Raw genomic sequence first — 26,377 nt, 5'->3', positions numbered from 1 at the left:
GCCCGTGCTGACCGCCATGGCCGCAGCCGTGCTGCTGGCCGCCTGCGCGGCGCCGGAGTTCAAGCAGCCGCAGATCGAGACGCCGGCCGCGTTCAAGGAAGCGCAAACCTTGCCTGCCGTGCAGACGGCGGCCGACGGCACGCGCTGGAAGCAGGGCGTGCCGGCCGAGCGCCAGGCGCGCGGCGAGTGGTGGCTGGCGTTCAATGATCCGGCTTTGACCAGCTTGATCAACGAAGCGACGCAAGCGAATGCCAACCTGGCCATCGCCGCCGCCCGCGTCAAGCAGGCGAGGGCGATTGCTGGCATCGCCGAAGCGGACCGCATCCCGCAAGTGGGCGTGAACGTGGGCGGCCAGCGCAACCGTGCTTCCGCCGTGTCGCTCGGCTTGCCGAACGGCGCGCCGGTGGCGGCCACGAATGTCTACCAGGCCAACCTGACGGCCAGCTACGAAGTCGACTTGTTCGGCCGCGTGGCATCGAACGTCAGCGCCTCGCGCAGCGATGCGCTGGCCGTGGAAGCGACGTACCGCTCGGTGCTGCTGTCCTTGCAGGCCGACGTGGCGCAAACCTACTTCCAGCTGCGCGCCACGGACGCCGAACTGGCGACTCTGGAACAGACGGTGCGCCTGCGCGAAGAAAGCGTGCATGTGAACCAGCGCCGCTACGACCTGGGCGACATCGGCGAGTTCGATCTGTCGCGTGCCCGCACGGAGCTGTCGACCGTGCGTGCCGAAGCCATCGGCCTGCAGCGCCAGCGCGCCACCAGCGAACATGCGCTGGCTGTCCTGTTGGGCAAACCGGCCGCCAGCTTCACGGCGACCGTCAATCCGCTGCAGGATAGCGGCTTCCTGCCCGTGATCCCGGCCGGCATGCCATCGTCCTTGCTGGAACGCCGTCCCGACATCGCGTCGGCGCAGCGCACCATGGAGGCGTCGAATGCGCGCATCGGCGTGGCGAAATCGGCCATGTTCCCGGCCTTGACCTTGAACGCCTCCGGCGGCGGCGCGTCCGATACCTTCTCGGACATCTTCAAGTGGAGCAGCCGCTCCTGGCTGCTGGGCGCCCTGATGTCGATGCCGATCATCGACGGTGGCCGTAATAAAGCTGCCGTAAGCCGCAGCGAAGCGCAGCTGGAAGAGTCGGTGGCGACGTATCGCCAGAGCGTGCTGGTGGCCTTCGCCGAGGTGGAAGACAACCTGGCCGGCTTGCGCATCCTGTCGGGCCAGACGCAGCAGATCGACGAAGCCGTCGTCTCGGCGCGCCGCTCGGCCGACCTGGCGCAAAAGCTGTACGACGCTGGCCGTTCCAGCTACCTGGACCTGCTGGACGCGCAGCGCAACCTGGCGGCCATCGAGCGCAACGCCGTGCAATTGCGCGGCAACCGCGCCGTCACCACGGTGGCGCTGATCCGCTCCCTGGGCGGCGGCTGGGGCGAGGCGGAGCCGCAGGTCGCGGCCAACTAGTTTCCGGTCCGCGGCGATAAGCCTGTCGAAAACGGCGTCGTGCTTTGCACGGCGCCGTTTTTTTATGGCTTGCGCAGGCCGGCTTGGCATACAGCGCGGTAGGTCGGCTTAGCGCATAGCGCGTAAGCCGACACCACCCGCGCCCCCAATCAAGACCAGACCAAAAAAATAAATTGAATCCAATCCCCGGCCCACCGCGTAAATACTCCTGCAATCACGCAAACGCCGTCATCCAGGAGATACCATCATGCGCACCTTCGTTCCCGCAGCACTGTTCATCACTTCCATGCTGGCCGCCAGCGCCCCGTTTGCCGCCGACATGACGACCATGGTCGGTGGCCAGAGCATGTATCCGTCCAAGGACATCGTCGACAATGCCGTCAATTCGGCCGACCACACAACGCTGGTCGCTGCCGTCAAGGCGGCCGGCCTGGTCGACACCCTGAAAGGCAAGGGGCCATTCACCGTGTTCGCGCCGACGAATGCGGCCTTCGGCAAGCTGCCGGCCGGCACCGTCGAGAGCCTGGTCAAGCCGGAAAGCAAGGCGACCCTGACGAAAATCCTCACCTACCACGTGGTACCCGGCAAATACGACTTCAAGGCGCTGGCCAAGGAAATCAAGATGCATGACGGTAAAGCCACCTTGCCCACGGCCAGCGGCGGCAAGCTGATGTTCGCCATGAACGGCATGCACAACATCGTGGTAATGGATGAAAGCGGCAACAGCGCCAACATCAGCACCTATGACGTGTACCAGTCGAATGGCGTGATCAATGTCATCGACTCGGTGCTGATGCCTAAATAAGCGGGCGAAAAACGGACGAAAAAAAAGACAGGGAAAACCCTGTCTTTTTCATTTATGCCGCCGTGATTACTTGGCGGGCGCTGCTGGCGTTGCCGGCACCGCTGGTTCCGCAGGTGCTGCCTTGTCGGCTGGAGCGGCTTTCTTCGCCTTGTGATGCTTGGCTTTCTTGTGCGCCGCAGGCTTGACGGCGGCTGCCGGCGCTTCGGCCTTGACTACAGGGGCGACGACAGGAATCGGTGCCACTGGAGCGACTGGCGCAACGGCTGGCGTCTGGGCGAAAGCGGCGGTGGCGAACAGGCTGGCGATCAGGGTGGCGATAACTTTTTTCATGATGAGATCCTTGGTGTTTTTTCGGGTTGATGCAGTGAGAATGAATTACTTGGCTGCTGCTGGTGCCGCTTCGGCGGTGGCCGATGCCAGCTTTTCGTCAGCCTTGGTCTTGGTTTTCTTGGCCTTGTGATGTGCCTTGGCTTTCGTGGTAGCCGCTTCCGCTTTGGCGCTGGCCACTTCCGTTTTTGCGGCGACGACTGCTTTCGCTTCTTTGGCATCCGCTTTGACGACGGCTTGCGCTTCCTTGGCGTCCGCTTTCACGACAGCCTTGGTATGGGCCGCTTCCACTTTGGCAGGAACCGAGGCTGCAGGAGCGGCTGCAGGTGCTGCCGGGGTTTGGGCGAAGGCGGCGGTTGCGAACAGGCCGGCGATCAGGGTAGCGCTCAGGTTGAAAATGCGTTTTTTCATGGTGCAGTCCTCAGTGGTGGTTTGTCTGGTATGTCTGTTGGTGCAGGGATGATTCCCGTGTCACTGAGCATAAAACGCGGCCCGGATCGCTGCCGTTGACGGTCATTACAAACGCTTACATCTGCGTGGCATCCGCCTTCAGGATGGCCTTCAGGATGTCTTCCGAACGGCGCTGTCCATAGGGTTTGCCATACGCGCCGGACGCGATGCTGACCACCATGCGGCGCGCAGGTATCACGTAGATCTTGTTGCCGCCATTGCCCGAGGCGAAATGCACGGCGATCTTTTGGCCTCCGATGTCCTGCGTCTTCGCGTACCAGAAATAGCCGTAGCTGTCGGCATAGCGGTCGCCGGCGCCGATGGCCACGCGCGGCGCCAGCGCTGCGTGCAGCCAGGCCGTATCGATCACCCTCTTGCCGTCAACTACGCCGTCGTCGAGCACCATCTGGCCGATTTTTGCCGTGTCGCGTGCGCGCAGCGACAGATTGCCCTGGCCCTTCGGATGGTTGGCCACGTCGCGGCCCCAGCGCCAGCGCGTGATGCCCAGCGGCGCGAACAGCGCCTTGGCGGCGACATCTTCCAGGTCGGCGCCGCTGGCGCTTTCCACCACTCTGCCCGCGATATACGCGCCCAGCGAGTTGTAGCGGTACGTGCTGCCCGGCGCCGTTGCAGACGGCACGCCGCGCACGAAGGCGGCAGGGTCGGGCGCCGCATCGAGCTTGTCTTCATTGCCTGGCGACTGCTCGTCTTCATCGAAGGCGGCCAAGCCCGAACGCATGGTCAGCAGGTCGTCGATGAGCACCTTGCCTGCCGGGCTGCCAGCCACTTCAGGCCAGTAATCTCCCACCGTCTTTGTCGTCGCCAGCTGGCCGCGCGCCACGGCCGCACCCACCAGCAGTGCGGTGATGCTCTTGCCGGCCGAGCGGATGTCGTGCAGGGTGTCGGCCGTCTCGCCGTTGTAATAGCGTTCGGCGACGATGGCGCCATTGCGCAGCACGACGACGGCCCGCAAGTCGCCATGGCTGTCATGGTCCTGGGCGAGCAGGACTTGCTCGAGGGCGGTGGGGGCGTTTTGCGCATTGGCGGCGCAAGGCAGGGACAGGGCGGTAATCAGCAGCAGGTGGCGCATGGAATAGGCTTCGCGGCGATGGTCGGAGTGCCAGTGTCCACCATCTGCGCCGCTTTGTCGTGCGCAAGCTGCTTTGTTCGCTGAAGTTTGCATGAAGGCGCGCCATGCAAAAAGGACAGCCGAAGCTGTCCCAGGGAATGCCGGCGAAGTGCCCACGCAAGCGCAGACCCGGCGGATGCGCTTGCGTGGCGTCGTTCGCGCTTACTTCGCTGGCGCTGCCGGTGCTGCCGGAACGGTTTCCGCCGCTTTCGCCGCATCCGCTTTTACTTTGGCTTTGTTCGCCTTGTGATGGGCCTTGGCCTTGGTGGCTTTGGCGTCGGCCTTGGCGCTGGCCACGTCTGCTTTTGCATCGGCGACGACGGCCGCTTCTTTTGCATCGGCTTTCACGACGGCCTTGGTTTCCTTGGCTTCAGCCTTGACCACGGCTTTCGTGTGGGCAGCTTCCGCCTTGGCTGGAGCCGATGCTGCCGGAGCCGCAGGGGTTTGAGCGAAGGCTGCGGTTGCGAACAGGCCGGCGATGAGGGTGGCGATAACTTTTTTCATTGTATTTTCCTGGCGAGTGATAAGCGATTGTGTGGGGAATTACTTGGCTGCTGCAGGTGTGGCTGGTGCTGCTTCGGCGGTGGCCGATGCCAGCTTTTCGTCAGCCTTGGCTTTGGTTTTCTTGGCCTTGTGGTGTGCCTTGGCTTTCGTGGTGGCCGCTTCCGCTTTGGCGCTGGCGACTTCCGTTTTTGCAGCGACGACTGCTTTCGCTTCTTTTGCATCCGCTTTGACGATGGCTTGCGCTTCCTTGGCGTCCGCTTTCACGACAGCCTTGCTGTGGGCCGCTTCCACTTTGGCAGGAACCGAGGCTGCAGGAGCTGCCGGGGTTTGGGCAAAGGCTGCGGTTGCGAACAGGCCGGCGATCAGGGTAGCGCTCAGGTTGAAAATGCGTTTTTTCATGGTGCAGTCCTCAGTGGTGGTTTGTCTGGTATGTCTGTTGGTGCAGGGATGATTCCCGTGTCACTGAGCATAAAACGCGGCCCGGAAGGTTACCGTTGACCTTGTTTACACTTTCTTACAATCGGCTGATTTAAGCGACGTTAATTGAAGAAGGCGGTGTAAAAATGCAAAAAGACAGCCGAAGCTGTCTTTTTGCATGGCGCATGAAACGCGCTGTATGGATTATTTGGCTGCTGCCGCGGTCGCTTCAGTTTTGGCTTCGTCAGCTTTGGCCTTGGCTTTTTTCGCTTTGTGATGGGCCTTTTCCTTGGTGACTTTGGCGTCGGCCTTGGCGCTGGCAACATCGGCTTTCGCATCGGCGACGACGGCCGCTTCCTTGGCATCGGCTTTGACTACGGCCTTGGTTTCCTTGGCTTCCGCTTTTGCCACTTCCTTGGTGTGCTTGGCTTCGGCCTTGGCAGGCGCGGCTGGCGTTTGAGCAAAGGCTGCGGTAGCGAACAAGCCGGCGATCAGAGTAGCGATTACTTTTTTCATGGTGCAGTTCCTCAAGAAGTGGGGTTGTAGTTCAGGAGATCAGTCCCCTGTCACTGAGGCAAAAACGCGCCGTGCGGCAATACCGTTGACACGTTTTTTTCTAATTACAAACACTTACATTTGCCGCGGCAGGCACTCTGTTAGCTGGCGTACCGCGCCATGACCTGCAGCGGACTAGACTCGAAGCCATCATCACCGCATGGGGCCGCCATGAAAGCCGCCTTGAAAACGTATCAAGCCAAACGCAATTTCGCCGTCACGCCCGAGCCTGCAGGAGGCGACGAGGCTGCAAACGACGTGCTCACCTTCGTCATCCAGAAGCACTGGGCCAGCCGTTTGCACTATGACTTTCGGCTGGAACTCGACGGCACGATGAAAAGCTGGGCCGTGCCGAAAGGCCCCAGCTACGACCCGCGCGACAAGCGTATGGCCGTGCAGGTGGAAGACCATCCGATTGCGTATGCCAGCTTTGAAGGCACGATCCCCGAAAAACAGTATGGCGCGGGCAAGGTCATCATCTGGGATAAAGGGACGTGGCAGCCCCAGCCAGCCACGCCCGATGCGCGCAAGGCGCTGGCGGCCGGCGAACTGAAATTCACCTTGCATGGCCACAAGATGCATGGCAAGTGGGTGCTGGTGCGCATGAAGGGCCGGGGAGACAAACGCAGCGAAAAGCAGCCTGCCTGGCTGCTGATCAAGGAAAAAGACGACTATGCGCGGCCGGTACAGGAATTTTCTGTCGTGGACGAGTTCCCCGACAGCGTCAGGAACAAGGCCATGCCCAAGCGCAAGGTGGCTGCCGCGCCGCCGGCTGCCGAGTTGCCCGCCACCCTGTCGCCCCAGCTGGCCACCCTCGTCGATGCACCGCCGCCGGATGCGCAAGACTGGATTTTCGAGGTGAAATTCGACGGCTACCGCATCCTCGCGCGTTGCGATGGCGATCATATTGCGTTAATCACGCGCAATGGCAATGACTGGACGGCAAAACTGCCGAAGTTGCGGCAGGCGTTGGAACAGTTGAGCTTGCCGCCCGGCTGGTATGACGGTGAAATCGTCGTCAACGATACCAGCGGGCACCCGGATTTTGGCGCCTTGCAGCGCGCGTTCGACGCGGAAACGACCAGCGAGATCGTGTATTACCTGTTCGACGTGCCGTACTTCGATGGCCACGATCTGCGGGGCCAGCCCGTCGAGGCGCGCAGGGCGCTGCTGCAAGGGCTGCTGCAGAGCTTGCCCGCGTCGCCCCTGGTGCGCTTCAGCGACGCGCTCGATGCCGCCTCGCAGCGGCTGCTGGACCACGCCTGCCGCCTGGGACTGGAAGGGGTGATCGGCAAGCGGCGCGGCGCGCCCTATGTCACGCGCCGCTCGGGCGACTGGATCAAGCTCAAATGCGGGCTGCGCCAGGAATTCGTCATCGGCGGCTATACGGCGCCGCAGGGCGCGCGCGAAGGGATCGGTTCGCTGTTGCTGGGCGTGCATGATGAGCAGGGCAAGCTGCGCTATGCAGGCAATGTGGGCAGCGGCTTTGACGATGCCAGCCTGCGCGACTTGCGGCGCCGGCTCGATGCGCTGGCTATCGAGACGAGTCCGTTTGAAGGCAAGGCGGGCGGCGTGCGCCAGCCCATCTGGGTCCGGCCGCAATTGGTGGCCGAAGTGAGTTTTGCGCAATGGACCAGTGGCGGCGCCGTGCGCCATGCCGTGTTTCACGGCTTGCGTGAAGATAAAAAGCCGGCCGCCATCGTGCGCGAGCGGGCGCGGCGAATCGAGAAGGAGAAGACAATGGAGAGCAAATCCATGCCGGACTGTGCCTTGCCGGCCAGTTTGAAGGTCAGTCATGCGGATCGCGTGATCGACAGCGACAGCGGCGCCAGGAAGATCGACCTGGTGTGCTATTACGCGCTGGTGGGCAAGCTGATGCTCGTACACCTGCGCGGGCGCCCCGTGTCGCTGGTGCGTGCACCCGCTGGCGTCGGAGGCGAGCTATTTTTTCAGAAACATGTTGACACTTCGACAATGCCGGGCATCAAACAGCTCGATGCACGGCTGGACCCGGAACACCCGCCCATGCTGGAAGTGGCCAGCCTGCAAGGGCTGTTGTCCGCGGCGCAGTGGAATGTGGTGGAATTTCACACGCAAAACGCGCTGGCCAGCGCCTACGACACGCCGAACCGCCTGGTGTTCGACCTGGACCCGGGCAAGGGCGTGGCCTGGCCCGCCATTCGCGAAGCGGCCATGCTGCTGCGCGCCTTCTTGACGGAACTGGGCTTGCCCGCCTGGCTGAAAACCAGCGGCGGCAAGGGCTTGCACGTGGTCGTGCCGATCCGGCCCAAGCACGACTGGGACACGGTAAAAGCGTTTTCGCAAGCCATCGTGGCGCACATGGCGCGGCACATCCCGGAGCGGTTTGTCGTCAAGAGCGGTCCCGCAAATCGCGTCGGCAAGATTTTCATCGATTATTTGCGCAACGGCCGGGGCGCCACCACCGTGTGCGCGTGGTCGGCCCGCACCCGCTCGGGGCTGGGCATTTCCGTGCCGCTGGCCTGGGAGGAACTCGACGAGCTGGAGGCGGGCGACCAGTGGAACGTGGGCAATGTGCACAGCCGTCTCGGCGTGGGCAATACCCCGTGGGACGGCTATGCGCGCAGCGCGAAAGGCCTCGACGCGGCCATGAAAAAGCTGGCTTTTACGCCTCCGGCTTGAGCGGCAGGGTGGCGCGCGCCAGTTGCAGGGCTTCCTCGATGGCAGCGTTGAGCTGGGGAATCTCGACAGGTTTGGTCAGGTAGCGGAAAAAGCCCGAGGCCAGGCCATGCCGGATGTCGCCCTTCATGGCGTTGGCCGTCAGGGCGATGACGGGGATGTGCGCCGTGCGCGCATCGTTGCGCAGGATGCGCTGCGCCTGGTTGCCATTCATGCCGGGCAGGTTGATATCCATCAGGATGACGTCGGGATGGCGTTCCAGCGCCAGCGCGATGCCCTGGCGCGCGTCGGTGGCCGAGATCATGCGCAGGTGGGGCAGGAAGCTGACGATGTCTTCCACCAGGCGCAGGCTGGCCGGATTGTCTTCCACGTACAGCAGCAGCGCCTGGCCGCCGTCATCGTCCCCGCTGTCGCCGGCGGGCTCGGGCAGATATTCCGTGTCCGGCTGCCGGCTGGCGGGCGGCGCGGTCGTGGTGCCCAGCTCGATCCAGAATACGCTGCCTACGCCAATGCAGCTGTGCACGCCCATGTTGCCGCCCATCAGTTCGACCAGGCGCTTGGTGACGACCAGGCCGATACCCGTGCCTTCCTCGCTGCCCGCCTCCTGTCCCAGGCGGTTAAATGGCTGGAACAGTTCCGCCACCTGCGCCTCGTCCAGGCCCTTGCCCGTGTCGCGGATGGCGATGCGCACGTGCTGCGCATCGGGCTGCGAAATTTCCAGCTCCACCTTGCCGTCCGGGCGGTTGTACTTGATGGCGTTCGACAGCAGATTCAGCAGCACTTGCTTGAGGCGCGTATGGTCGGCCCGGACCGTGAGCGGCTCGCAAGCGGGAAAAACCAGGTGGATATGACGCTGCTGCGCCTGCTCTTCCACCATCACGCGCACTTCCTCGATCAGCGCGGGCAGCGTCACCGCTTCCATCGACAGGCTCAGGCTGCCTGATTCGATCTTAGCCAGGTCGAGGATTTCATTGATCAGGGTGAGCAGGTGGCGCCCCGAGGTGACGATGTTCTGCACGAAGGCGCGCTTTTGCGGCACGGTGGCGGGCAAGGATTCGTTGGCCAGCAGCTGGGCAAAGCCGAGGATGGCGTTCAGCGGCGTGCGCAGTTCGTGCGACATGCTGGTGAGAAAGCGGTCTTTCGCCTGGCTGGCCCGCTCGAGTTCTATTTTCTGTTCGTTGAGCGTGCGTTCGATGCGCTTGCGCTCGGTGATGTCGCGGATGGCCGACGAGACCAGCACGCCTTCGTCCGTTTCCAGCGGCGACAGGCTGATTTCGACGGGAAACTCGGTGCCATCGCGGCGCAAGCCGTACAGTTCCAGGCCCGCGCCCATGGAGCGGGCGCGCGGCGCCGTGGAAAACGACTGGCGGTGGCGTGGGTGATCGTGTGCATAGCGGGCCGGGATCAGCACTTCCACGTTGCGCCCCAGCAGTTCCGCGCGCGAGTAGCCGAACAGGCGTTCCGTCTGCGAATTGACGAGCACGATTTCGCCATCGCCGTTGACGATGACTATGGCGTCCGGCGCCGATTCGAGCAAGCCGCGGAATTTCTGCTCGGCACGGCGGCGGTCGCTGACGTCGCGGATGGCGCTGATGACGAAGGTGCCGATCTCCGTCTGGATCGGCGACAGGCTGATTTCGACGGGGAACTCGATGTTGTCCTTGCGCAAGCCCAGCAATTCCAGGTCGGCGCCCATGGTGCGCGTGCGCGGCTGGTCGAAATAGCGCGAGCGGTGCGCCACGTGCGAATGGCGCAGGCGTTGCGGCAGCAGGCTATCGATTTGCCTGCCGTTCAATTCGCCTTCCGCGTAGCCGAACAGGCGTTGCGCCTGCTGGTTGGCCAGCACGATGGCGCCCGTGGCATTGACCATGATGACGCTGTCCGGCGTCGATTCGAACAGCACGCGGTAGCGCACGTCGACGAACTGGGCGTCGCGCGCCGCCTTCAGCAAGGTCGTGTCCTTCATGGTGGAAATCAGGTAGCGGGGGGCGTCCACCCCGGCCTGTGCCGTCTGGCACGCGACGTCGACGTAGATGAGCTCGCCATCCTTGCGCCGCCGCAGCGATTCGCGGTCGTAGCTGCCGTGCACGGCCAGCTGCTCGTCGATCAGCGGGGACGCTTCCGCCTGTCCCGGCAAGGAAATCAGTTCCCACAGCGTGCGGCCCAGCGCTTCGTCGCTGGCATAGCCGAAAATGCGCTGCGCCCCGGCCGTCCAGCGCACGACGGCATGCTCTTCGTTCGTGATGACAACGCCGCCAGGGGCGCCGTTGAGGATAAGCTGATCTAACTCGGCATCCATTTTTTCCCGCACGCATGACAGGGCTTGCCGGGTGGCAGGCCTGTGCATAACGTAGCGAGAAGCTTGATCAAAGTCAATGCATTTATATTATTGAGGACTCTCCCGGGCCGCATGGATGGTTCAGGCCGCCTTGCGCCTGGCGGGCGATGGTTTGCGGGCAGTGGACGAGGCCGCGCGCTTGCGGGCCGGTGCGGCGGGCGCTTTCTTGCCCAGGCTTTGCTGCAGCAGGGCGACCAGGTCGATGACGTTGCTGCCTTGCTCTTCTTCCGGCTCGGGCGCGGGCGGCGTGATGGTCTTGGTCTGTTTAGCCTTGATTTTCTTCTTCACCAGCGCCAGCACGTCTTCGCGGTAGCTGTCGTGGTATTGCCGGGGTTCCCATTGCTCGCTCATGCCTTCGACCAGCGACAGTGCCATTTTGAGTTCCTTGTCGGAAATACCTGCCGCCCTCATGGTGTTGGGCGGCAAGTCCAGGTCATCCGTGGGGCGGATTTCATCGGCGTAGCGCAGGGTGTTGAGCACGATGGTGTCGCCCACGCACACGAGCGCGCACAAATGCTGCTTGGTGCGCATGACCACGCTGGCGATGGCTACCTTGTTGGCCTTGCGCAAGGTTTCGCGCAGCAGCGCATAGACTTTCTCGCCGCCCTTGGCGGGCAGCAAATAATACGGGTGTTCGTAAAAGGTCAGCGGCACCTCGGCCGCATCGACAAAGGTGTCTATGTCGATGGTTTGCGTGGCCTTCACATTGGCTTGTCGTAAATCTTCCTCGGACAGCACCACGTACTCATCCGTCTTGTATTCATAGCCCTTGATGATGTCGTCCCACTCGACTTCCTTGCCCGTCTTCTTGTTGTAGCGCTTGTAGCCGATGGGGGCGAAGTCGCGCCGGTCCAGCATGGACAAGTCCAGTTCATGGTCGAGACTGGCGGAAATCAGCTCGACAGGGATGTGCACGAGGCCGAAACTGATGGCGCCTTTCCACAGTGCGCGCGCCATCGCTTATTCCCCCACGCTGCCGGTGATGGGCAGGACGATGCCGCTGATGTAGCTGGAACAGGCGGGCGAGGCCAGGAAGACGTAGGCGGGCGACAGTTCTTCCGGCTGGGCCGGGCGGCGCATGTCCGTGTCCTGGCCGAATTTCTGGATATCCTCGGGCGACTTGTCGGCCGGGTTGAGCGGCGTCCAGACGGGGCCGGGCGCGATGGCGTTGACGCGGATGCCCTTGTCGAGCAAGTTGCCTGCCAGCGCCATGGTAAACGCATGGATGGCGCCCTTGGTGGTGGAATAGTCGAGCAAGTGCTTCGAGCCTTGCAAGCCCGTCACCGAGCCCGTGTTGATGATGGACGCGCCCCGCTGCAAATGGGGCAGCACGGCCTTGGCCATGTGAAAGTAACCGTAGACATTGGTTTTCATGGTGAGGTCGAAGCGTTCCTCGCTCAGGTCGAGCAGCGACTCGGCATGTTCCTGGAAGGCGGCGTTGTTCACCAGCACGTCGATATGCGTGAACTTGGCCAACACCTGGCTGACGGCTTCCTGGCAAAAGCCCTGGTCGCGCACATCGCCGGGAATCAGGAGGCAGCTTTGGCCTTCCGCTTCCACGTAGCGCTTCGTTTCGTGGGCATCGGCGTGTTCGTTCAGGTAAATAATGGCCACGTCGGCCCCTTCGCGCGCATACAGCACGGCTACGGCGCGGCCGATGCCCGAATCGCCGCCCGTGATGACGGCCACCATGCCGGCCAGCTTGCCGCTGCCGCAGTAGTCGGGCGCCAGGAAGCGCGGTTGCAACTGCATCTCGCCTTCGATGCCCGGCTTGTCCAGGTGCTGGGCGGGCAGGGGCGGGGCAGGCTGGCTGCGGTGGCCCGTCTGCACGGGCTGCTTGCTTTCCTGGCCGGATTTGGCTGCATCGTGCTGCTGATCGTGCTGATCCTGCTCCTGTTGGATGCTGCGCTGCAAATTGCCGGCGGACTGGTCCTTGTTCTCGTTCATGCTGGCCTCCTTGTAAACGAAGGTCCAGTATCGGCGCGGCACCCGCATCAAACGGTGCGCTCGCTAACAGAGTGGCGAAAACGGGCGTAAAGTTATATGATGGTTGACATAAATATGGGAGGGCAGCATGAAAGTAAGCAGGGAGCAGGCGGCGCTGAACCGCGAGCGCATCGTGGACGTGGCGGCCAGATTGTTCCGTGAAAAGGGTTATGACGGCATCGGCGTGGCCGACCTGATGAAGAACGCGGGCCTCACGCATGGCGGCTTCTACGGCCATTTCGCGTCCAAGGAAGACTTGATGATCGAGGCGTGCCAGCATGCCCTGGAGAAATCGCTGGAAGGCTGGCGGGCGAAGGTCGCCAGCGACCCGCAACGGGCGCTGCCGGCGATTATCGACAATTACCTGACCACCCGGCACCGCGACCAGCCCGGCGGCGGCTGCCCGGCGGCCGCCATGGGCGTCGATGCGGCGCGCATGTCGCCCGGCGCGCGTCCCGTGTTTACGAAGGCGACGCAGCAGCAGTTCGCGCTGCTGGAAGGCTTGCTGCCCGACGGCGCACCGGAAGAGCGGCGCCAGCAGGCGATCGCCACGTTCGCCGCCATGGTGGGCGCCATGGTGCTGGCGCGCTGCGTCGATGACGAGGTGTTATCGGCGGAAATCCTCGACGCCGTGAAGGCGCAATTGCTGCAAGAGTAAGCACGTCCCCCTGTCAGCCGGCCTCGTCACATGATAGGCTTCGGTTTTCAGATTTTGGGATCATCCATGCTGCTCTGGCTCAGGCAATACCGGCGTCCTCTGTTGGCCGGAGACATCACTGCCGGTATCGTTGTCGCCATGATGATGGTGCCGCAAGGCATGGCTTACGCGCTGGTGGCGGGCTTGCCGCCCGTGGTGGGCATCTACGCCAGCATCCTGCCGCCCGTGCTGTACGCCTTGTTCGGCAGCAGCATGACGCAATCGGTGGGCCCGATGGCCATCGTTTCCCTGATGACGGCCGCCGCCCTGGCGCCGCTGGCCGATCCCGGCTCCTCCCTGTACGTCGTGCTGGCCGCCCAGCTGGCCTTCATCAGCGGCCTCGTCCTGCTGCTGTGCGGCGTGCTGCGCCTGGGTTTCATGGCCAGTTTCCTGTCACGCCCCGTGATCAGCGGTTTCAGCAATGGCGCCGCGATCCTGATCATCTGGGGGCAGATCACGCCGCTCCTGGGCGCCACCTGGCCCCATTGGCACACGCCCAGCCTCGTGCTCGGGCTGTCCGGCCTGCTGTTCCTGTGGCTGGCCAAGCGCTATTTGTCGCGCCTGCTGCAACGCTGCGGCCTGAACAAGGTGGCGGCCGACGTGGGCGCGCGCCTGGCGCCGATGGCACTGGTGCTGGCCGGCATCGCGCTGGTCGCCTATGGCGGCCTGGAAGCGATGGGTGTGCAGACGACGGGCCACGTGCCCAGCGGCTTGCCGGGCCTGAACCTGGCCACCTCGAGCGCCCATTGGCGCACCTTGCTGTCGCCGGCGCTGCTGATCGCCTTCATCATCTTTTTGATGAGCATGTCCGCCGCCCAGACCCTGGCGCAAAAACGCGGTGAAAAGCTGCATACGAACCGCGAACTGCTGGGCCTGGGCGCGGCCAACGTGGCCAGCGCGCTGTCGGGCGGCTTCCCCGTCACGGGCTCGATTTCGCGCTCGGCCGTCAATTTCCAGGCGGGCGCCAACACGCCGCTGGCCAGCATCATCACGGCGGGACTGCTTGCGCTGGCGCTGGTGGCGCCCACGGGCTGGCTGGCGCTGCTGCCGCTGCCGGTCTTGGCGGCCACCATCATCTTTGCCGTCAGCAGCCTGCTGGACTGGGACACCTTGAAACTGTCGTGGCGCTACGACCGCAGCGATGCGCTGGCCCTGCTGGCGACGACGGCCGGCGTGCTGGTGCTGGGCGTGGAAGCGGGCGTGGTGATTGGCGTGCTGCTGTCGATGGGCACCCTGATCTGGCGCGCCAGCCGCCCGCACATTGCCGTGCTGGGCCGCATCCCGAACAGCGAGCACTTCCGCAACGTGGAGCGCTATGAAGCGCAAACCCTGCCGGACGTCTTGCTGCTGCGCATCGATGCGGGCCTGTTCTTCGGCAATGTGGAAGCCGTCACGGAGCGCGTGGAAGACGAGTTGCGGGGCCACCCGACGGCGCGCCACCTGGTGCTGGTGCTGTCGGCAGTCAACCAGATCGACAGCACGGCCTTGCTGGGCTTGATCGAACTCAACAGCGCGCTGGCCAAGCGCGGCATCAGCCTGAATCTGGCCGAAGTGAAGGGCCCCGTGATGGACCGCCTGCGCCAGAGCAGCCTGCTGCACGACCTGAGCGGCAAGCTGTACCTGAGCACGGCGCTGGCCATGGATGACCTGAGGGGGGAAAAAGCATGACGATGGAACTGAATCTGCATGGTGAGCCGCGTGTGGTCGATAGCATCCCTATGCTGGAACAGGCGCTGCTGGAAGCGCGCACGCTGGCCCAGTGCGAGCTGTGGCTGACCATGGCCGAAGATGCGGAGCAGGGCCCGGCCCTGTGCATGTTGCGCAATGGCGGCAATGCCTGGCTGATGTATCTGTCGGGACAGGACGACCTGAGTTTTCACTCCTTGGGAGACGAAGAGGAAACGGGCGAATGCAGCTATCTGCTGTCGAACGGGCAGGTGGACGTGTATCCGGAAGCGTGGTGCGTGGATGTGGATTTATGCCAGCGCGCCTTCGTCGCGTTTTTCAAGACGGGCGGCGCGCGACCGGCTGGCATTGCGTGGGAAGCGGATTGAAATGCTAACCCGCTGGACCTGGACGACGAGCAAGTGCCCTGATCGCGAAGCTGCAGCAATGCCTGGCCGAGTCCGAAGCTGCTGCCAGCAAAGACTGACGGCTCAGGCGGTTACCAGCTGTTTTTCCATCGCCACGCTGGCCAGGCTGATGCCGCTGGGATGCGCATACGCTTCCTCGCGCAAGGAGATAAATCCTGCGGCCCGGTAAAACGGCACAGCGTTCAGCGACGCGGACAGGTGCAGGCGCGCAATGCCGCGCCCGCGCGCCAGTTGCTCCAGCGCCGCCAGCAGCCGCTTGCCGATACCGAGCCCCGCGCGCGCGGGATCGACAAACACGGCATCGACTTCGTGTTTATCTACGTCCAGCATGGCATAGCCGGCAATGGCCTCGCCCTGCATCGCCACAATGCCGCCACCCGCAGCCAGCATGGCGGCATAAGCTGGCGGCACGGGCGAAGCCGTCCACACAGTAATTTGCTCCGGCGCATAATGCGTGGCGCAACTGACGCGCACGGCCACCGTGCGCAGGGCCCACAGGGCGTCGATATCAAGGGGCAGGGCGGGGCGCAGGGTGATGGGCATGGAAGCTTTCGGGGCAAAAGGATCATGCTAGCGCAATGGCTGGCACGGCGCCAGCATGAGCTTATTCAGCTGTCACTGCGCAGGCTTGTCCGGATCGATGTAGTACGAACCCGGCGGCGCACCCGGCACCTTCACCCGGAACTTCAGGCCGGACAGCAGCTTGTCCCACAAGGCAATCGCCTCCTCGTCAGTCAGCGACGATGCGTCGGCGGCGCCGACCAGGTTGTGGGCGACTTTGGTGTACATCTTGACTTCCAGCACAGACGGATTTGCGATGTCTTTCGGTTTGCCTACCAATGCCCATTCAAAATCATGGACACCATCGGTACGCCGTATCAGCGACTCTTCGCCTTTCCAGTGTTGAACAGTGCGCTTGCCTTCGCGCAGCAAGGTGCGCTTGGGATAGTTATTGCCTTGCATTTTTTTTGCGTCTTGTATGCGATTGAGCAGTGATAATTCCCCACGCAACCTTGATTCAAATTCTGTCGGCGGGTAGTCACCGTATGCATCCTTATTTGAACTGATGGAGAAAGTAACATCTGGCAAGCTGGGTAAATAAATACCTATGTCGTCTATTTCTTGATATTTATACTGATTTTCACTTATGAATCCATGCTCTACGCAAAGGCCTGGGGTGACAGGAATTTCTTCAGTAGCACGCAAACGCAGACTTTTTGCTTGAAGGAATTGTCTTTCCGCTGTTGCTCTTTCGGTGTCGCCATTATCTACTGCGTCGCCTATGGTAAATATGAAATCCCCTTTGTTGATTAATGTTCGATAAATTATGAAATTGTCTTTTTTGGCTGATTTGCTATTGTAGTATCGAAGTTGCCAACTATTTTCTATTGGGCCATTCCCATTATAAATAATTTCAGGGGAAATATTCAAAGATCGTATTTTTTTTAAATCAATTTCCGCTTGGTTTTTTAAGGATTCAGGTCCTCCTTTAAATAGTTCAACTTCAGAATTTCCGATTATTAATTCTGCCTCGTTTGGTAGATTTAATAAATATCTTCCAAAGCAAAGTTTTTTTGTTTTTTGAAATAAATTTTCTATTTTTTTTATTGTTTTTGTGTGTATATGCATTTTATTTTCCTCATGTTTTTTATTTGACATTGCTTTATTTGCCATTGTTTTTGATGGTAGTGCAATTATTGAAATAATTGAAATAATGAGAATTTTTTTATAATTTAACATTTTCATTTCCATTCTGCTTTTTTGGCAATCTGCACAATTGAATAGAGCATAGATGCCAGGACATGTGGATGAGAGTAGCTATTTTGATGTTCATATCCATTTTCAGATTTGGCGCCATGGGAAAATTTTTCCCCAGGTATGTGTTTTGCTGAGCGATCCGATGGGACGGTTTCATCGCCAGTAGAATTTGGTGGTTGTAATTTTATTTTCAAAACACGTGTTCCTGCTTGTACAGTAAGGTTACCTTTTGCATCGTCAGTCAATAGCTGCCACTTATTTGGTGATGGTATAATTTTTTCTGGATCGGATGAGTTTTTAATTTCTAAACCCTCGGTAACTTTGAAAGTGATTTCTCCATAGCTTAAGAATTCTTTTGAGGCACAATAGCTTGCATATGTATTTGGATGAAATATTTGTTCTATTTCCTTTAGTAATTCTGATGCATCTTTCAATCGTCGCATGACATTGTTGATGCCTCCCCCTTTTTTTGGCGGAATATTTGCAGGATTCACCCAGGAAGGATTTATCATCCTCCACCAAGCATTCGCAGGTTGTAAATAGATACTTTCCACCGCACTATCCTTACCTCGTGGCCAGCTCCAAAGTAATTTATCTGTTGCATCAACAACCTTGATCCATTCTTGACCATATGCCATGCTTGGCAACATTTCTAATGGTGCAGGTGCATTTGCGAGAATTGCGGTGGTGTGTTCACCATCAATGCCAAGAATTTGGGCTTCGAGAGTATTAATTGGACCACCCTTTTCCTTAAAGCCGAAACGCATGCGTTTGTATGCACTGGCGGCCCCTAAGGTAGGCATCACATTATGATATATTCCAAGTATTTTTACACTTTTATCATTAAGCATATTTCCATATCTAGGATGCATTAAGGCTCGGGCGAGCAGACCTCCCATGCTATGTGTGACGAGAATGACCTCACTGCATTTGAAGCCGCATTTCTGATAGCCTATTACTATGCCGCGTATGCGTTTGGCAATAATAATAGCAGTAATGGCATTGCTCTGCAGGAAGTTGTATCCCAACGCATGAACCGGATACCAGCATGGGGAAATTTTTAGCATGTCGGAAGTGTTAATTGGTGCTCCGGACGAACCACCAAATTCTTTCGGATTTTGTATTAGGAGCTTAGCAATAGGCGGATAGGCTTGTTGACCAAATGAATATCGTCCAGTAACTTGATCGGAAGGATCAATTTTCCAATGAGGTAAAATTTCTCCTTTTTTTATTATATTATTCATGAAGAATTCTGTTTTTTTAAGCATTTCGCCATAGGCGCCGGCGAAAAGAACTTCGCTCCATCCACGCCACCGTGCAATATGCGCTGGAGTTTCACGTATTTCTCGGGGAATAAATTTTCCCGCTACACCAGGTTTCTGAATTGCATCTACCTGAGCATTTTTTTTAGGACTAACAGAAATCAATGGAGGAACACCAGGAAAATCGTCAGGAACGTTGTTATGACGTGCGTCAGATCCTTTGGTTACGTCTCCACCAGGGAAGAAACGCTCATTTTCGATAGAATATTGATAGTACTCAACTTCAGTTTCATTTGGATCAAAGACCAATTGTCGATCTCTGGGAGATGCTCCCCTAAACCAACCACCTAAACCACTACCGGTTGCAACCGCCAAATTACCAGATTTGTCGACCATGTCATCTGGCCTCCATGATCTGTTATCCTGTCGCTTCAGATCATCTTGGCGTTGTTTTGTCATTCTTAAATTGCTACCCATAACGCCGGGTAAAAATATAATCGGTATGATTTTTCTGGGTGGAATCGTGACGTCATGACGAATCGTATCTTCTATTTCCGTCATATGAACGGTGTATTCAGCCCACCCACCAACACTCTGCCGAAACTCGCCTTGATGATTGCCGTGTTCATTCAAGTCGTCATCATCACTCATGGCAGTTCCCCCTTGTAACGTATCGTATAGCTGTCCATGCCATCTCCTTTTTGTAATGGCGTCAGCCCGTCGGCGCCGCTTTTTTCGCTAATAATGTTGCCGTCGTCACGTATGAGTTCAAAGGCAATATCGGATGCAGGTTTCCCGTCCACTTCCAGCAAGCGGATGGCCTGATCAAAACGGGTCACGGGCCTCTCATTAAATTCCTGCGACACGCTCTTCGGCGCCAAGGTTTCCAGGTTGCCGTTGAAGAGCACGGGGGAAGAGGTGAAGAACTGCACCTTGTCGCTGATTTCCAGCATGTGGTTGGCGCCGTGCAGGCGTACGCCTTTCTTGCCCTTGATGTTGACCCAGTCCGCTTCGCTGATCAGCGACAGGACTTTCTGGGCGAGGATTTCCACCTCGTCGCTGTGCGCCTGGATGGACACTTTGCCGCTGGCTGCGATCAGTTTCATGCCGGCCTTGTGCACGAACAGGCTGAAGGTCTTGGCGATGCTGGCAAACATGCTGTCGCCGCTGGCGAGTGAAATATGCTTGCTGCTGGTGAGCGCCACATGCTCGCTGGCGGCCAGGTGCATGGACTGGGCCGTGCTCAGCTCGATGCCGGCCGGACTGGCCAGCAGCAAATGCGGTTCGGACAGCTCCGGGAAATCGCCGCTGGCGCCTTTGATGGCGGCGTTTTGCCGCTGGATGGACTCGGCGACGGCGCCTTGTTGCGCTGCGCTGTCTTGCGCCCCCGCATCAACGGCCATGCCGGCCAAGCTTTGCTGCAGTTGGCGTGCTTGCGCCAGGCGGGCCTGTGTTTCGTCGAGTTGCTTGACGGAGCCGGCGCCTGCCAGCGTTTCGGTGGTGATCAGCATGCCTTTGGCTGCGCGCAGGGCGCCCCAGGCGCTGCTGGCCAATTCAAAGCCCACACCGCGCGCTTCCCTGCGGCCGGCGTTGTCGTCGATGCGGGTGATGTTGCCCAGTGAAAGGCGGCTATCCTGGTGCTCGCTGCGCAACTGCGCCTGGATCGCGCCCTTGGTATCGTCGAGTACAAGGTGGTTGGCGCTGCGGGCGCCCAGTTCGCGGCTGCGCAAGCCGGACAGGGCGCGTTGCTGCGGCAGTTGCCAAGGCGGTGGATTGGCGCTGTTGTAGACCACGCCAATGACAATCGGATGGTCGATATTGCCGTCCTGGAATTGCACGACGACTTCCTGGCCCACGCGCGGCAGGGCGATTTGTCCCATCTGCGGACCCGCCATCGGCATCATGACCCGTATCCAAGGCGAGCTGCGCTCATCGAATTCACCGAGGCGGTCCCAGTGAAATTGCAGGCGGATACGCCCCAGTGCATCGGTATGGATTTCCTCCCCGGCCGGTCCGACGACCAGCGCCGTCTGTACACCGGCAACGATGCATGGCGTGCTGTTGTAGCTGCGTCCCGGGCGCCAGCGGATGTCCCGGCGCACGCACAGCATATTGTTGACATAGTGGGAGGGTGCGTTCGGACCGACCTGATAATTATTGCTGGCGCTATGCTCGACTGACAGGATCAGGTACTCGCGTTCGGCAATACTGTCCGGGCGTTCCTCGCCAGGCTGATAGCGCTTTTCCTCGGCGCTGAAATGTCCATCGAGCCGGAAACAAAGACCGGGCTGCGCGCCACGGTGATTGCCGGCCGCCTCGAAATACTGGCGCAAATGGTCGCTTTCCTCCATGCGGCGTTGTGCCAGAGCTTCCCCGGCATCGACATCCTTATAGCCATAGGCGCCCGTGTTTTCGTACAGTTCGTGGGCAAATACATCACCCTGACGATTCAGCGAGTAGCCGCTGGCAAGGCGCGGTTGCGGATTTTTATAGTCGAAACTGGCCAAGGTCAGTTGCCCGGAGCCGATCCGGCGCACGGCTTGCCACTGTTGCAGGCCGTCGTCTTCCATGGAGCCCGACTCTGAGTGAAAACGCATGGCGCCGTCGCCGGCCGCCGTGGCGATCATGTCAGCCAGGGTGGTGTTGTCCGCGAGCCATAGCGTATGGCCATCTGCGCGGTGCTCGTACCAGTAATGCCAGCCCAGCGCCTCCCAGCGCCGGTGCAGGTGGTTGTAGTCGGTTTCATTGTGCTGGTTGGCGCAGGTGATCTGCGGGTCGTCGCCATGGATGCTGGTTTTCCAGTCGCGCTGCTCGTAGTGGGCAAACGTCGTTTCGGTCAGCTGCATTACGCTTTGGCCATGAAAGGACACATTGTCCTGGCGCAGCCTGGCGAAGGCCAGCCATGGTTGCAGCACCATCCGGTACCACGCAAAGCCGCCATCGGCGCGCAGCAGGCAAAACTCGCCCACATAGCCGTTAAAGTAGCGCAGCGTACCATCGTCGCGCACCATGGAAATGGTCACCATGCGGCCCATCATGGCCTTGAGCGCAATATGCGCATCATCGGACAGTAATTCGGCCTCGAAACGGAAGTCACGCGACACTTCCTCCCTGGCGGTCAGCGAATTGACCAGCAGGATGGCGCCGGCAGGCCCATCTTCATGGGGAAAGTCGATCTTCAACAGGCGCCGTTCTTGCGCGGCGAGGTCGAAGGCCGACAGTGCCGCCTGGATGTTTGCATGCATGGCCTGCCTCCGTTACAGGGATGTGATCAGGTGGGCGCCACAGGCGGTGACGTCGCCGTCATAGGCGTACGGCTTGCCCATGTGTTTTGCGCCGGCGCCATCGGGCGTGATCGGGAAGTTGCCCTTGCACTTGGGGCAGAAGGTGGTGTCATCGGCCAGCGCCGCCGTCTTCCCCATCACGGTGCTGCCTGATGAGGCGCTGGTGACCTTGCCGCCGTGATCGGTTGCGTCTCCGAGCCGGATGACGCCGCGTCCCGCATGTTTCATGCTTGCCTCGCTTTCCAGTGATGGGCTGCTCAGGTCAGTTGCAGCAGATAACGCACTTCGGCGCCGCGTACCTTGCCTGGTGTTGTCTGCAAGAACGTCGTCCAGCCAAGCAGCCGTCTTTCTGACGGGTTGGAGCTCAGCAGCAGGGGAGTAATGCATGGCGGACTCAATATCAGCCGCACTTCATATTGCAAGTCTGGTACGCCAAACAGCGCCAGCATCTTTGCCAGTGCCGCCGCGCCTGTACTGCGCGGCAGGAAGCGTTGCAGGCCGGCGGGATCCAGCGGGCCGATATGCAGGCAGACGCGCATGTCCTGACGCCAAAGCCGCAGGCCAAGCGTTGCGCCGCGTGCCAAGGTAAAGTTGACACTGCGCAGCAGGCTGCGCCGGTTTTTTTCCAGATAGTCCCAGCCACCGACAAATTGTTGCACGGTGACGGGGACGCCGCAGTACTCGGCCAGCACGGGGCCAATCGCCTGCGCGGAGACGGGGCGGCAGCGCAGCAGACCCGCATACCAGGCCGCGACTTCCTGCGTCACGGCGTCAGCTTCGCCGCTCGACGGCAGCGCACCGCGCCGCACGCCGGCCAGTGCCGTCAGCAAAGGCAGTTGTACATCCCTTGCCTGGGTCTGGAGCGTGGATTCCAGTCGATACTTTTCCCATGCCAGGTAATACAGCGTGAGCATGCGGTGCGAAAAGATATCGAGGAAGGCCGAGACGCCAGCATCTTTGCTCGAAAAACGGTAGGCGGCGATGCGTTCAGAGTGGTGCAAGGGCAAGGTGCCGCCGACGCCGAGAAAACGCATGAACGTCGGCGTCAGGGTCAGTTGTTCATTGCCGTCGAGCGATAGCTGTTCGATTTCACTGGCGGGAAAACTCAAGGACAAGCTGTTCTTGAAGCGCAACACCTGGCCGAAGGCTTGCGCATGGGACACGTTCTGCTCGCGTAGCCAGCACAGCAGAATTCGCACCGCCTGCACGAACTGGTAGCGGTACGGTTCGGCCAGCAAGTGTTGTACTACACCAGATTCTGCAGTCCGCTTCTTGGTTTGCATCGGATCAGCTCCTCTCCGCTTTGCCCTGACAGCACCACCAGTTCGATGAAACTGTTGATTTGCACATACAGCCCAAGAAAGTGATCGATCACCTGCACAAACAGGTGCATGCTGCTGCCGACGAACGCTTCTTCGTCCAGCGTGATGCGCACCTCCACGCCATGCGCCAGCGAGGTACCGCGCTTGTGCCGCAGCCATGCCGTGGCCGGCGAGTGCGCGAGCGCGACGATGCCGCCGATCTGGCGTTGCGAGCTTGCCGATTGAGACAGGTCATACAGTGTCAGCATTTCACGCAGTGCTGGCAGGCCTTCCTGAACCAGCGCGTGATGATTCAGCGTCAAGTGCGAAATCAGCCGCCAATGCAGGCCCGCGCCCGGTGAAAAGCATCGCGGCTGGCTGGGGCGTCGCAGCATGTGCAGTGCAGGTCCGCCGCCGCACGGTTGCAAGTCTCCTTGCGGCTGGCCGTATTTGAGCGACAGTGGAAGGTCGCGGTTACTGCAGGTCAGCGACAGCGACAAGCTGGCTTTTTCGTTGATCAAGGGATTGAAGTCACTATCGACCAGCGTGATTTTCTTTTCGTGGCCAGGACTTTTCATGGCCAAAGCCATGTCGTGGCGCACGATCCAGTAATGGCCTTGTTGCGCCGCGCCCTCACCATGGCGCAGGCTGTACAGCGGGCGAAATTCGGTCAGCGTGCTTTCGCCTCCCCGTTGGCGCAGCAAACGCACGGCATCGACAGTGACGACTTCGTAACCATGGGCATGGGTAGCATGGGCCAGTACGGGATAGTCGATTTTTTGCCGGGAGATGGCGATCGGCACGCCCTCCTGGCGGAAGAGGTTGATCGCCGGACTGCAGCCCAGCCTTAAGTTGTCGCTGGAAATACTGGACAACATGCGCGCCGCAGCGCAATCGGAGCGCAAACCGGCTATGCACAGATGCAGGGTAAAGCGCTGGCAACCAGGCGGCAGGGCAGCGCTCAGCGCCGCGATATCGATGTCGAAGAAATTGAATTTTTCCGGATACGCAAAATACTCGCTCAGGATGCGGTAGGCCGGTTGCGAACGGGCACCGAAAGGTATCAAGGCATCCGTGTCGGCGAAGCCGACGGGCGCCAAGGGGACGGCGGGCAGGGCCATCCACTGCGCCGCGTCGATCGACACAAAAGCGCAGACTGCATGCATGAACAGGGCATCGCGCAAGGCGGCGGAAAAAGAAGCTTCGCCATCGATGAAGACGCGCAGTGACGCGGGCGCTGTGTCGAGATGCCGGATGCCGATGTTCAGCGAGGAACTGGCTGATGCTGGCAGGCGTACGCCTGGCGGCGGCTTGATCATCGCATCGAAAACCGCGCTTTCCAGTACCGATGCTCCGGTCGTCATGTCGTAGACCGTCTTGAAGCGGCAGCGCACGCCACGCACAGGCATTGCGTCCATTTCACTGCCAGCCGGCAGGTGCATTACACCCGCTCCAGCCTCTGGGACAGACTGATGGACGATGGTGGACGATGGGAAGGGGCGCAGATAATGTGGAAACAGGGCTTCGAACAGGGCTTCGGTAAATTGCGGGTAGTCGTCATCGAGCCGTTTCGAGATGCGTGCCGCCAGCATGGCCACCGATTCGATCAAGTGTTCGACGTGCGGATCCTCGCAAGACTCGCCGGACATGTGCAATTTGCCGGCGATTCTCGGATAGCGCTCGGAGAACTCACGGCAATGCCGCCTTAGCATCACCAGCTCGCGTTCGAAATACGGCAGCAAGTCCTCCATCTCTCTTTTCCTGTGTCTTCGCGGCGGAATGGTCAGTATCCGAGCGTTTGCTCCAAGGTAAATTGCGTTTGCGCAATAATTGAACAGGGTTGCTGCGCAACATCAAGGACTTTCAAACTGGCAACATCAGACTGGCAAGGCAGCATGATTCCAACCGCCAACATGGAGAACGCCATGACATTGCCATCCAAATTACTGTGGTCCGAGGGGCTGGCCATCGGCCCCCAGCAATTCCAGCAGCTGGACCGCTACCATGAAGCGCGCCTGCAGCGTCTGGCTTCACTCATCAATCCACATCTATGGGGTGTGCACGGCGTCAGCTGGAATGTGGATGCACTGGCCAACAATAGCCTGCGGGCGGACGCCATGTCGCTCGTCTTTCAGGATGGAGAATTCTTTGAGGCGCCGCTTGGCGATGTATTGCCCAGTGCGGTTGACCTGTCCAAGCTGCCTTCCAGTGAACATAGTTTCACTTTTTACGCCGCGTTGCCGACGCTGCAGGCACACGGCGGCAATGTGAGTTCTGCCGGCGCGCGCTATGTCCAGGCGGATATCGAAACCCCGGATCTGTACAGCGAGGCAGTCAGCATCGATGTGGCTTACCTGAAGAAGCGCGTGTATCTGCTGTCGCAACTGGATCCGCTCCATGATTATCTTGCCATCCCGGTGATCCGTTTGTACCGCGCTGGCAATGGCAGCTTTGAAATCGATGCCTCCTTCATTCCGCCTGGCCTGACCATCAGCGCCGAGTCTTCGCTGCAGAAAATGCTCGATTCGCTGATCGACCGCATGGGCGCGAAAATTGAGGCGCTGTACAGCCGCCACCGTCAACCCGGTAACAATACGGTTGAATTTCATGGCGGGGATGTTTCCTCATTCTGGATGCTCAATACATTGAGCACGGCCAGCGCCACGCTCAGTCATTGCGCCAGTTACCGGCGCCACCATCCCGTGTATTTGTTTGAAAAATTGATGGCATTGGCCGGCGGCTTGATGACGTTCTCGAAAAAGTACACGCTGAGCGACTTGCCGGCGTATTGTCACGATGACGCGGCTCCCGGTTTCGGCAAGCTCGATGGCATCATTCGCGACTTGATCGATACGGTGCTCCTGTCGCGTTACTTCCCGATTCCACTGTCCAATGACACGCAACAAAACACCCACTATCACGGTTTGCTCGATGCCAAGCGGATTGACCGTCAGACTGAACTCTGCCTTGCGGTCAACGCCGATATGCCGGCGTTGGAACTGGTCGCCACGGTGCCGTTGCAGTTCAAAATATCGTCTCCGGACAATATCGAACTATTGCTTGGCAGGGCACTTCCGGGTGCCGAGTTGCGTCATATGGCCCAGGTTCCTGCTGAAGTGCCAGTGCGGCCCAATACGTATTACTTTTCGATCGATAACAAGGGCAGCATTTATGACAGCATGATCAAGGCCCAGGCGATTGCGATTTATGTGCCGTCTGGCATAAAAGGGCTGAAGCTGGAATTATTCGGCATCAGCGGTACCGCCGCGTAACGATGGTTGTTTTGTCAAAAGATTGCCCTAAGCAATAGACTTGCCCCGGCAGTTGACGTTATCATGTTTTTGTAAGTGT

At 59.9% G+C, this 26,377-nt stretch carries 23 protein-coding genes; 7 read left to right on the top strand and 16 right to left on the bottom strand.

Annotation, left to right across the window (positions count from 1 at the left end):
• Positions 1-16: 16 nt before the first annotated feature.
• Together OPV09_RS19510 and OPV09_RS19505 are read left to right on the top strand one after the other, a co-directional pair.
• Positions 17-1,462, top strand: a complete 1,446-nt coding sequence (locus tag OPV09_RS19510; protein ID WP_338682323.1) for an efflux transporter outer membrane subunit — start codon at positions 17-19, stop codon at positions 1,460-1,462.
• Positions 1,463-1,709: 247 nt separating this feature from the next.
• The gene (locus OPV09_RS19505) at positions 1,710-2,267 is read left to right on the top strand and encodes a fasciclin domain-containing protein (RefSeq protein ID WP_425323998.1); all 558 of its coding nucleotides are present in this window, start codon (positions 1,710-1,712) and stop codon (positions 2,265-2,267) included.
• A gap of 66 nt (positions 2,268-2,333) precedes the next feature.
• On the opposite strand, the gene OPV09_RS19500 is transcribed toward OPV09_RS19505, so the two are convergent.
• From OPV09_RS19500 to OPV09_RS19475, 6 genes are all read right to left on the bottom strand, one after another.
• Positions 2,334-2,597, bottom strand: a complete 264-nt coding sequence (locus tag OPV09_RS19500; protein ID WP_046684064.1) for a hypothetical protein — start codon at positions 2,595-2,597, stop codon at positions 2,334-2,336.
• Positions 2,598-2,642: 45 nt separating this feature from the next.
• The gene (locus tag OPV09_RS19495) at positions 2,643-3,005 is read right to left on the bottom strand and encodes a hypothetical protein (RefSeq protein WP_034751955.1); all 363 of its coding nucleotides are present in this window, start codon (positions 3,003-3,005) and stop codon (positions 2,643-2,645) included.
• A 115-nt stretch (positions 3,006-3,120) separates the two neighbouring features.
• Positions 3,121-4,134 (bottom strand): serine hydrolase domain-containing protein, encoded by a 1,014-nt coding sequence (locus OPV09_RS19490; protein ID WP_034751954.1) that lies wholly within the window; start codon positions 4,132-4,134, stop codon positions 3,121-3,123.
• Between the two features lie 201 nt (positions 4,135-4,335).
• The gene (locus OPV09_RS19485; RefSeq protein ID WP_072453066.1) at positions 4,336-4,677 is read right to left on the bottom strand and encodes a hypothetical protein; all 342 of its coding nucleotides are present in this window, start codon (positions 4,675-4,677) and stop codon (positions 4,336-4,338) included.
• 39 nt (positions 4,678-4,716) lie between these two features.
• Positions 4,717-5,076: a hypothetical protein gene (locus OPV09_RS19480; RefSeq protein WP_338679155.1), complete on the bottom strand. Its 360-nt coding sequence runs from the start codon at positions 5,074-5,076 to the stop codon at positions 4,717-4,719.
• A gap of 222 nt (positions 5,077-5,298) precedes the next feature.
• Positions 5,299-5,610, bottom strand: coding sequence for a hypothetical protein (locus OPV09_RS19475; protein ID WP_034751951.1), 312 nt, complete (start codon positions 5,608-5,610; stop codon positions 5,299-5,301).
• Positions 5,611-5,820: 210 nt separating this feature from the next.
• On the opposite strand from OPV09_RS19475, the gene ligD reads away from it, so the two are divergent.
• Positions 5,821-8,310: a DNA ligase D gene (gene ligD / locus OPV09_RS19470; RefSeq protein WP_338679154.1), complete on the top strand. Its 2,490-nt coding sequence runs from the start codon at positions 5,821-5,823 to the stop codon at positions 8,308-8,310.
• On the opposite strand, the gene OPV09_RS19465 is transcribed toward ligD, so the two are convergent.
• The 3 genes from OPV09_RS19465 to OPV09_RS19455 form a co-directional block, all read right to left on the bottom strand.
• Positions 8,294-10,606: a PAS domain S-box protein gene (locus OPV09_RS19465; protein ID WP_338679153.1), complete on the bottom strand. Its 2,313-nt coding sequence runs from the start codon at positions 10,604-10,606 to the stop codon at positions 8,294-8,296. The genes ligD and OPV09_RS19465 overlap by 17 nt on opposite strands.
• Positions 10,607-10,726: 120 nt before the next feature.
• On the bottom strand, positions 10,727-11,602 hold the full coding sequence (locus OPV09_RS19460) for a Ku protein (RefSeq protein ID WP_338679152.1): 876 nt from the start codon (positions 11,600-11,602) through the stop codon (positions 10,727-10,729).
• Between the two features lie 3 nt (positions 11,603-11,605).
• Positions 11,606-12,592: an SDR family oxidoreductase gene (locus OPV09_RS19455; protein ID WP_219327239.1), complete on the bottom strand. Its 987-nt coding sequence runs from the start codon at positions 12,590-12,592 to the stop codon at positions 11,606-11,608.
• 127 nt (positions 12,593-12,719) lie between these two features.
• On the opposite strand from OPV09_RS19455, the gene OPV09_RS19450 reads away from it, so the two are divergent.
• The 3 genes from OPV09_RS19450 (at position 12,720) to OPV09_RS19440 (ending at position 15,382) form a co-directional block, all read left to right on the top strand.
• Entirely contained in the window at positions 12,720-13,289 is a 570-nt protein-coding gene (locus OPV09_RS19450; RefSeq protein ID WP_338679151.1) for a TetR/AcrR family transcriptional regulator, read from the top strand.
• A gap of 66 nt (positions 13,290-13,355) precedes the next feature.
• Entirely contained in the window at positions 13,356-14,996 is a 1,641-nt protein-coding gene (locus OPV09_RS19445) for a SulP family inorganic anion transporter (RefSeq protein WP_338679150.1), read from the top strand.
• A complete protein-coding gene (locus OPV09_RS19440; protein WP_034751946.1) occupies positions 14,993-15,382 on the top strand; it encodes an Imm1 family immunity protein in 390 nt (129 codons plus the stop codon). Before OPV09_RS19445 ends, OPV09_RS19440 begins: the two co-directional genes overlap by 4 nt.
• A 102-nt stretch (positions 15,383-15,484) precedes the next feature.
• Here the strand turns inward: OPV09_RS19440 and OPV09_RS19435 are convergent, their stop codons facing one another.
• The 7 genes from OPV09_RS19435 to tssF form a co-directional block, all read right to left on the bottom strand.
• Positions 15,485-15,964 (bottom strand): GNAT family N-acetyltransferase, encoded by a 480-nt coding sequence (locus tag OPV09_RS19435; RefSeq protein ID WP_034751945.1) that lies wholly within the window; start codon positions 15,962-15,964, stop codon positions 15,485-15,487.
• A gap of 72 nt (positions 15,965-16,036) precedes the next feature.
• The gene (locus OPV09_RS19430; RefSeq protein WP_338679149.1) at positions 16,037-17,161 is read right to left on the bottom strand and encodes a T6SS immunity protein Tli4 family protein; all 1,125 of its coding nucleotides are present in this window, start codon (positions 17,159-17,161) and stop codon (positions 16,037-16,039) included.
• A 2-nt stretch (positions 17,162-17,163) separates the two neighbouring features.
• The gene (locus tag OPV09_RS19425) at positions 17,164-19,092 is read right to left on the bottom strand and encodes a hypothetical protein (RefSeq protein WP_338679148.1); all 1,929 of its coding nucleotides are present in this window, start codon (positions 19,090-19,092) and stop codon (positions 17,164-17,166) included.
• Positions 19,089-21,686, bottom strand: a complete 2,598-nt coding sequence (locus OPV09_RS19420) for a type VI secretion system Vgr family protein (RefSeq protein ID WP_338679147.1) — start codon at positions 21,684-21,686, stop codon at positions 19,089-19,091. Before OPV09_RS19420 ends, OPV09_RS19425 begins: the two co-directional genes overlap by 4 nt.
• A 12-nt stretch (positions 21,687-21,698) precedes the next feature.
• Entirely contained in the window at positions 21,699-21,953 is a 255-nt protein-coding gene (locus tag OPV09_RS19415) for a PAAR domain-containing protein (RefSeq protein WP_046684079.1), read from the bottom strand.
• Between the two features lie 29 nt (positions 21,954-21,982).
• Complete coding sequence (tssG, locus tag OPV09_RS19410; RefSeq protein WP_051991246.1) at positions 21,983-23,008, bottom strand: type VI secretion system baseplate subunit TssG; 1,026 nt, start codon at positions 23,006-23,008, stop codon at positions 21,983-21,985.
• Positions 22,972-24,777, bottom strand: a complete 1,806-nt coding sequence (tssF, locus tag OPV09_RS19405) for a type VI secretion system baseplate subunit TssF (RefSeq protein WP_338679146.1) — start codon at positions 24,775-24,777, stop codon at positions 22,972-22,974. The genes tssG and tssF overlap by 37 nt, the downstream gene beginning before the upstream one ends.
• Positions 24,778-24,921: 144 nt before the next feature.
• On the opposite strand from tssF, the gene tssK reads away from it, so the two are divergent.
• Positions 24,922-26,298: a type VI secretion system baseplate subunit TssK gene (gene tssK, locus OPV09_RS19400; RefSeq protein ID WP_338679145.1), complete on the top strand. Its 1,377-nt coding sequence runs from the start codon at positions 24,922-24,924 to the stop codon at positions 26,296-26,298.
• The last annotated feature ends 79 nt before the right edge of the window (positions 26,299-26,377 follow it).

This window comes from Janthinobacterium sp. TB1-E2 (assembly GCF_036885605.1).
Classification (GTDB): Bacteria; Pseudomonadota; Gammaproteobacteria; order Burkholderiales; family Burkholderiaceae_D; genus Janthinobacterium; species Janthinobacterium aestuarii.
The sequence above is the reverse complement of the archived record's forward strand: the minus strand, read 5'-3'. Positions and strand labels throughout refer to the sequence as shown.

Excerpts from the sequence above, each read along its gene's own strand:
- OPV09_RS19430 (WP_338679149.1), bottom strand. The coding sequence starts at position 17,161 with ATGTTAAATTATAAAAAAATTCTCATTATTTCAATTATTTCAATAATT.
- OPV09_RS19505 (WP_425323998.1), top strand. The coding sequence starts at position 1,710 with ATGCGCACCTTCGTTCCCGCAGCACTGTTCATCACTTCCATGCTGGCC.
- OPV09_RS19510 (WP_338682323.1), top strand. The coding sequence starts at position 17 with ATGGCCGCAGCCGTGCTGCTGGCCGCCTGCGCGGCGCCGGAGTTCAAG.
- OPV09_RS19495 (WP_034751955.1), bottom strand. The coding sequence starts at position 3,005 with ATGAAAAAACGCATTTTCAACCTGAGCGCTACCCTGATCGCCGGCCTG.
- OPV09_RS19420 (WP_338679147.1), bottom strand. The coding sequence starts at position 21,686 with ATGCATGCAAACATCCAGGCGGCACTGTCGGCCTTCGACCTCGCCGCG.
- OPV09_RS19455 (WP_219327239.1), bottom strand. The coding sequence starts at position 12,592 with ATGAACGAGAACAAGGACCAGTCCGCCGGCAATTTGCAGCGCAGCATC.
- tssG (WP_051991246.1), bottom strand. The coding sequence starts at position 23,008 with ATGCAAACCAAGAAGCGGACTGCAGAATCTGGTGTAGTACAACACTTG.
- OPV09_RS19425 (WP_338679148.1), bottom strand. The coding sequence starts at position 19,092 with ATGAGTGATGATGACGACTTGAATGAACACGGCAATCATCAAGGCGAG.
- OPV09_RS19490 (WP_034751954.1), bottom strand. The coding sequence starts at position 4,134 with ATGCGCCACCTGCTGCTGATTACCGCCCTGTCCCTGCCTTGCGCCGCC.
- OPV09_RS19440 (WP_034751946.1), top strand. The coding sequence starts at position 14,993 with ATGACGATGGAACTGAATCTGCATGGTGAGCCGCGTGTGGTCGATAGC.
- OPV09_RS19465 (WP_338679153.1), bottom strand. The coding sequence starts at position 10,606 with ATGGATGCCGAGTTAGATCAGCTTATCCTCAACGGCGCCCCTGGCGGC.
- OPV09_RS19485 (WP_072453066.1), bottom strand. The coding sequence starts at position 4,677 with ATGAAAAAAGTTATCGCCACCCTCATCGCCGGCCTGTTCGCAACCGCA.
- OPV09_RS19415 (WP_046684079.1), bottom strand. The coding sequence starts at position 21,953 with ATGAAACATGCGGGACGCGGCGTCATCCGGCTCGGAGACGCAACCGAT.
- OPV09_RS19435 (WP_034751945.1), bottom strand. The coding sequence starts at position 15,964 with ATGCCCATCACCCTGCGCCCCGCCCTGCCCCTTGATATCGACGCCCTG.
- tssF (WP_338679146.1), bottom strand. The coding sequence starts at position 24,777 with ATGGAGGACTTGCTGCCGTATTTCGAACGCGAGCTGGTGATGCTAAGG.
- OPV09_RS19500 (WP_046684064.1), bottom strand. The coding sequence starts at position 2,597 with ATGAAAAAAGTTATCGCCACCCTGATCGCCAGCCTGTTCGCCACCGCC.
- OPV09_RS19445 (WP_338679150.1), top strand. The coding sequence starts at position 13,356 with ATGCTGCTCTGGCTCAGGCAATACCGGCGTCCTCTGTTGGCCGGAGAC.
- OPV09_RS19450 (WP_338679151.1), top strand. The coding sequence starts at position 12,720 with ATGAAAGTAAGCAGGGAGCAGGCGGCGCTGAACCGCGAGCGCATCGTG.
- OPV09_RS19480 (WP_338679155.1), bottom strand. The coding sequence starts at position 5,076 with ATGAAAAAACGCATTTTCAACCTGAGCGCTACCCTGATCGCCGGCCTG.
- OPV09_RS19475 (WP_034751951.1), bottom strand. The coding sequence starts at position 5,610 with ATGAAAAAAGTAATCGCTACTCTGATCGCCGGCTTGTTCGCTACCGCA.
- tssK (WP_338679145.1), top strand. The coding sequence starts at position 24,922 with ATGATTCCAACCGCCAACATGGAGAACGCCATGACATTGCCATCCAAA.
- ligD (WP_338679154.1), top strand. The coding sequence starts at position 5,821 with ATGAAAGCCGCCTTGAAAACGTATCAAGCCAAACGCAATTTCGCCGTC.
- OPV09_RS19460 (WP_338679152.1), bottom strand. The coding sequence starts at position 11,602 with ATGGCGCGCGCACTGTGGAAAGGCGCCATCAGTTTCGGCCTCGTGCAC.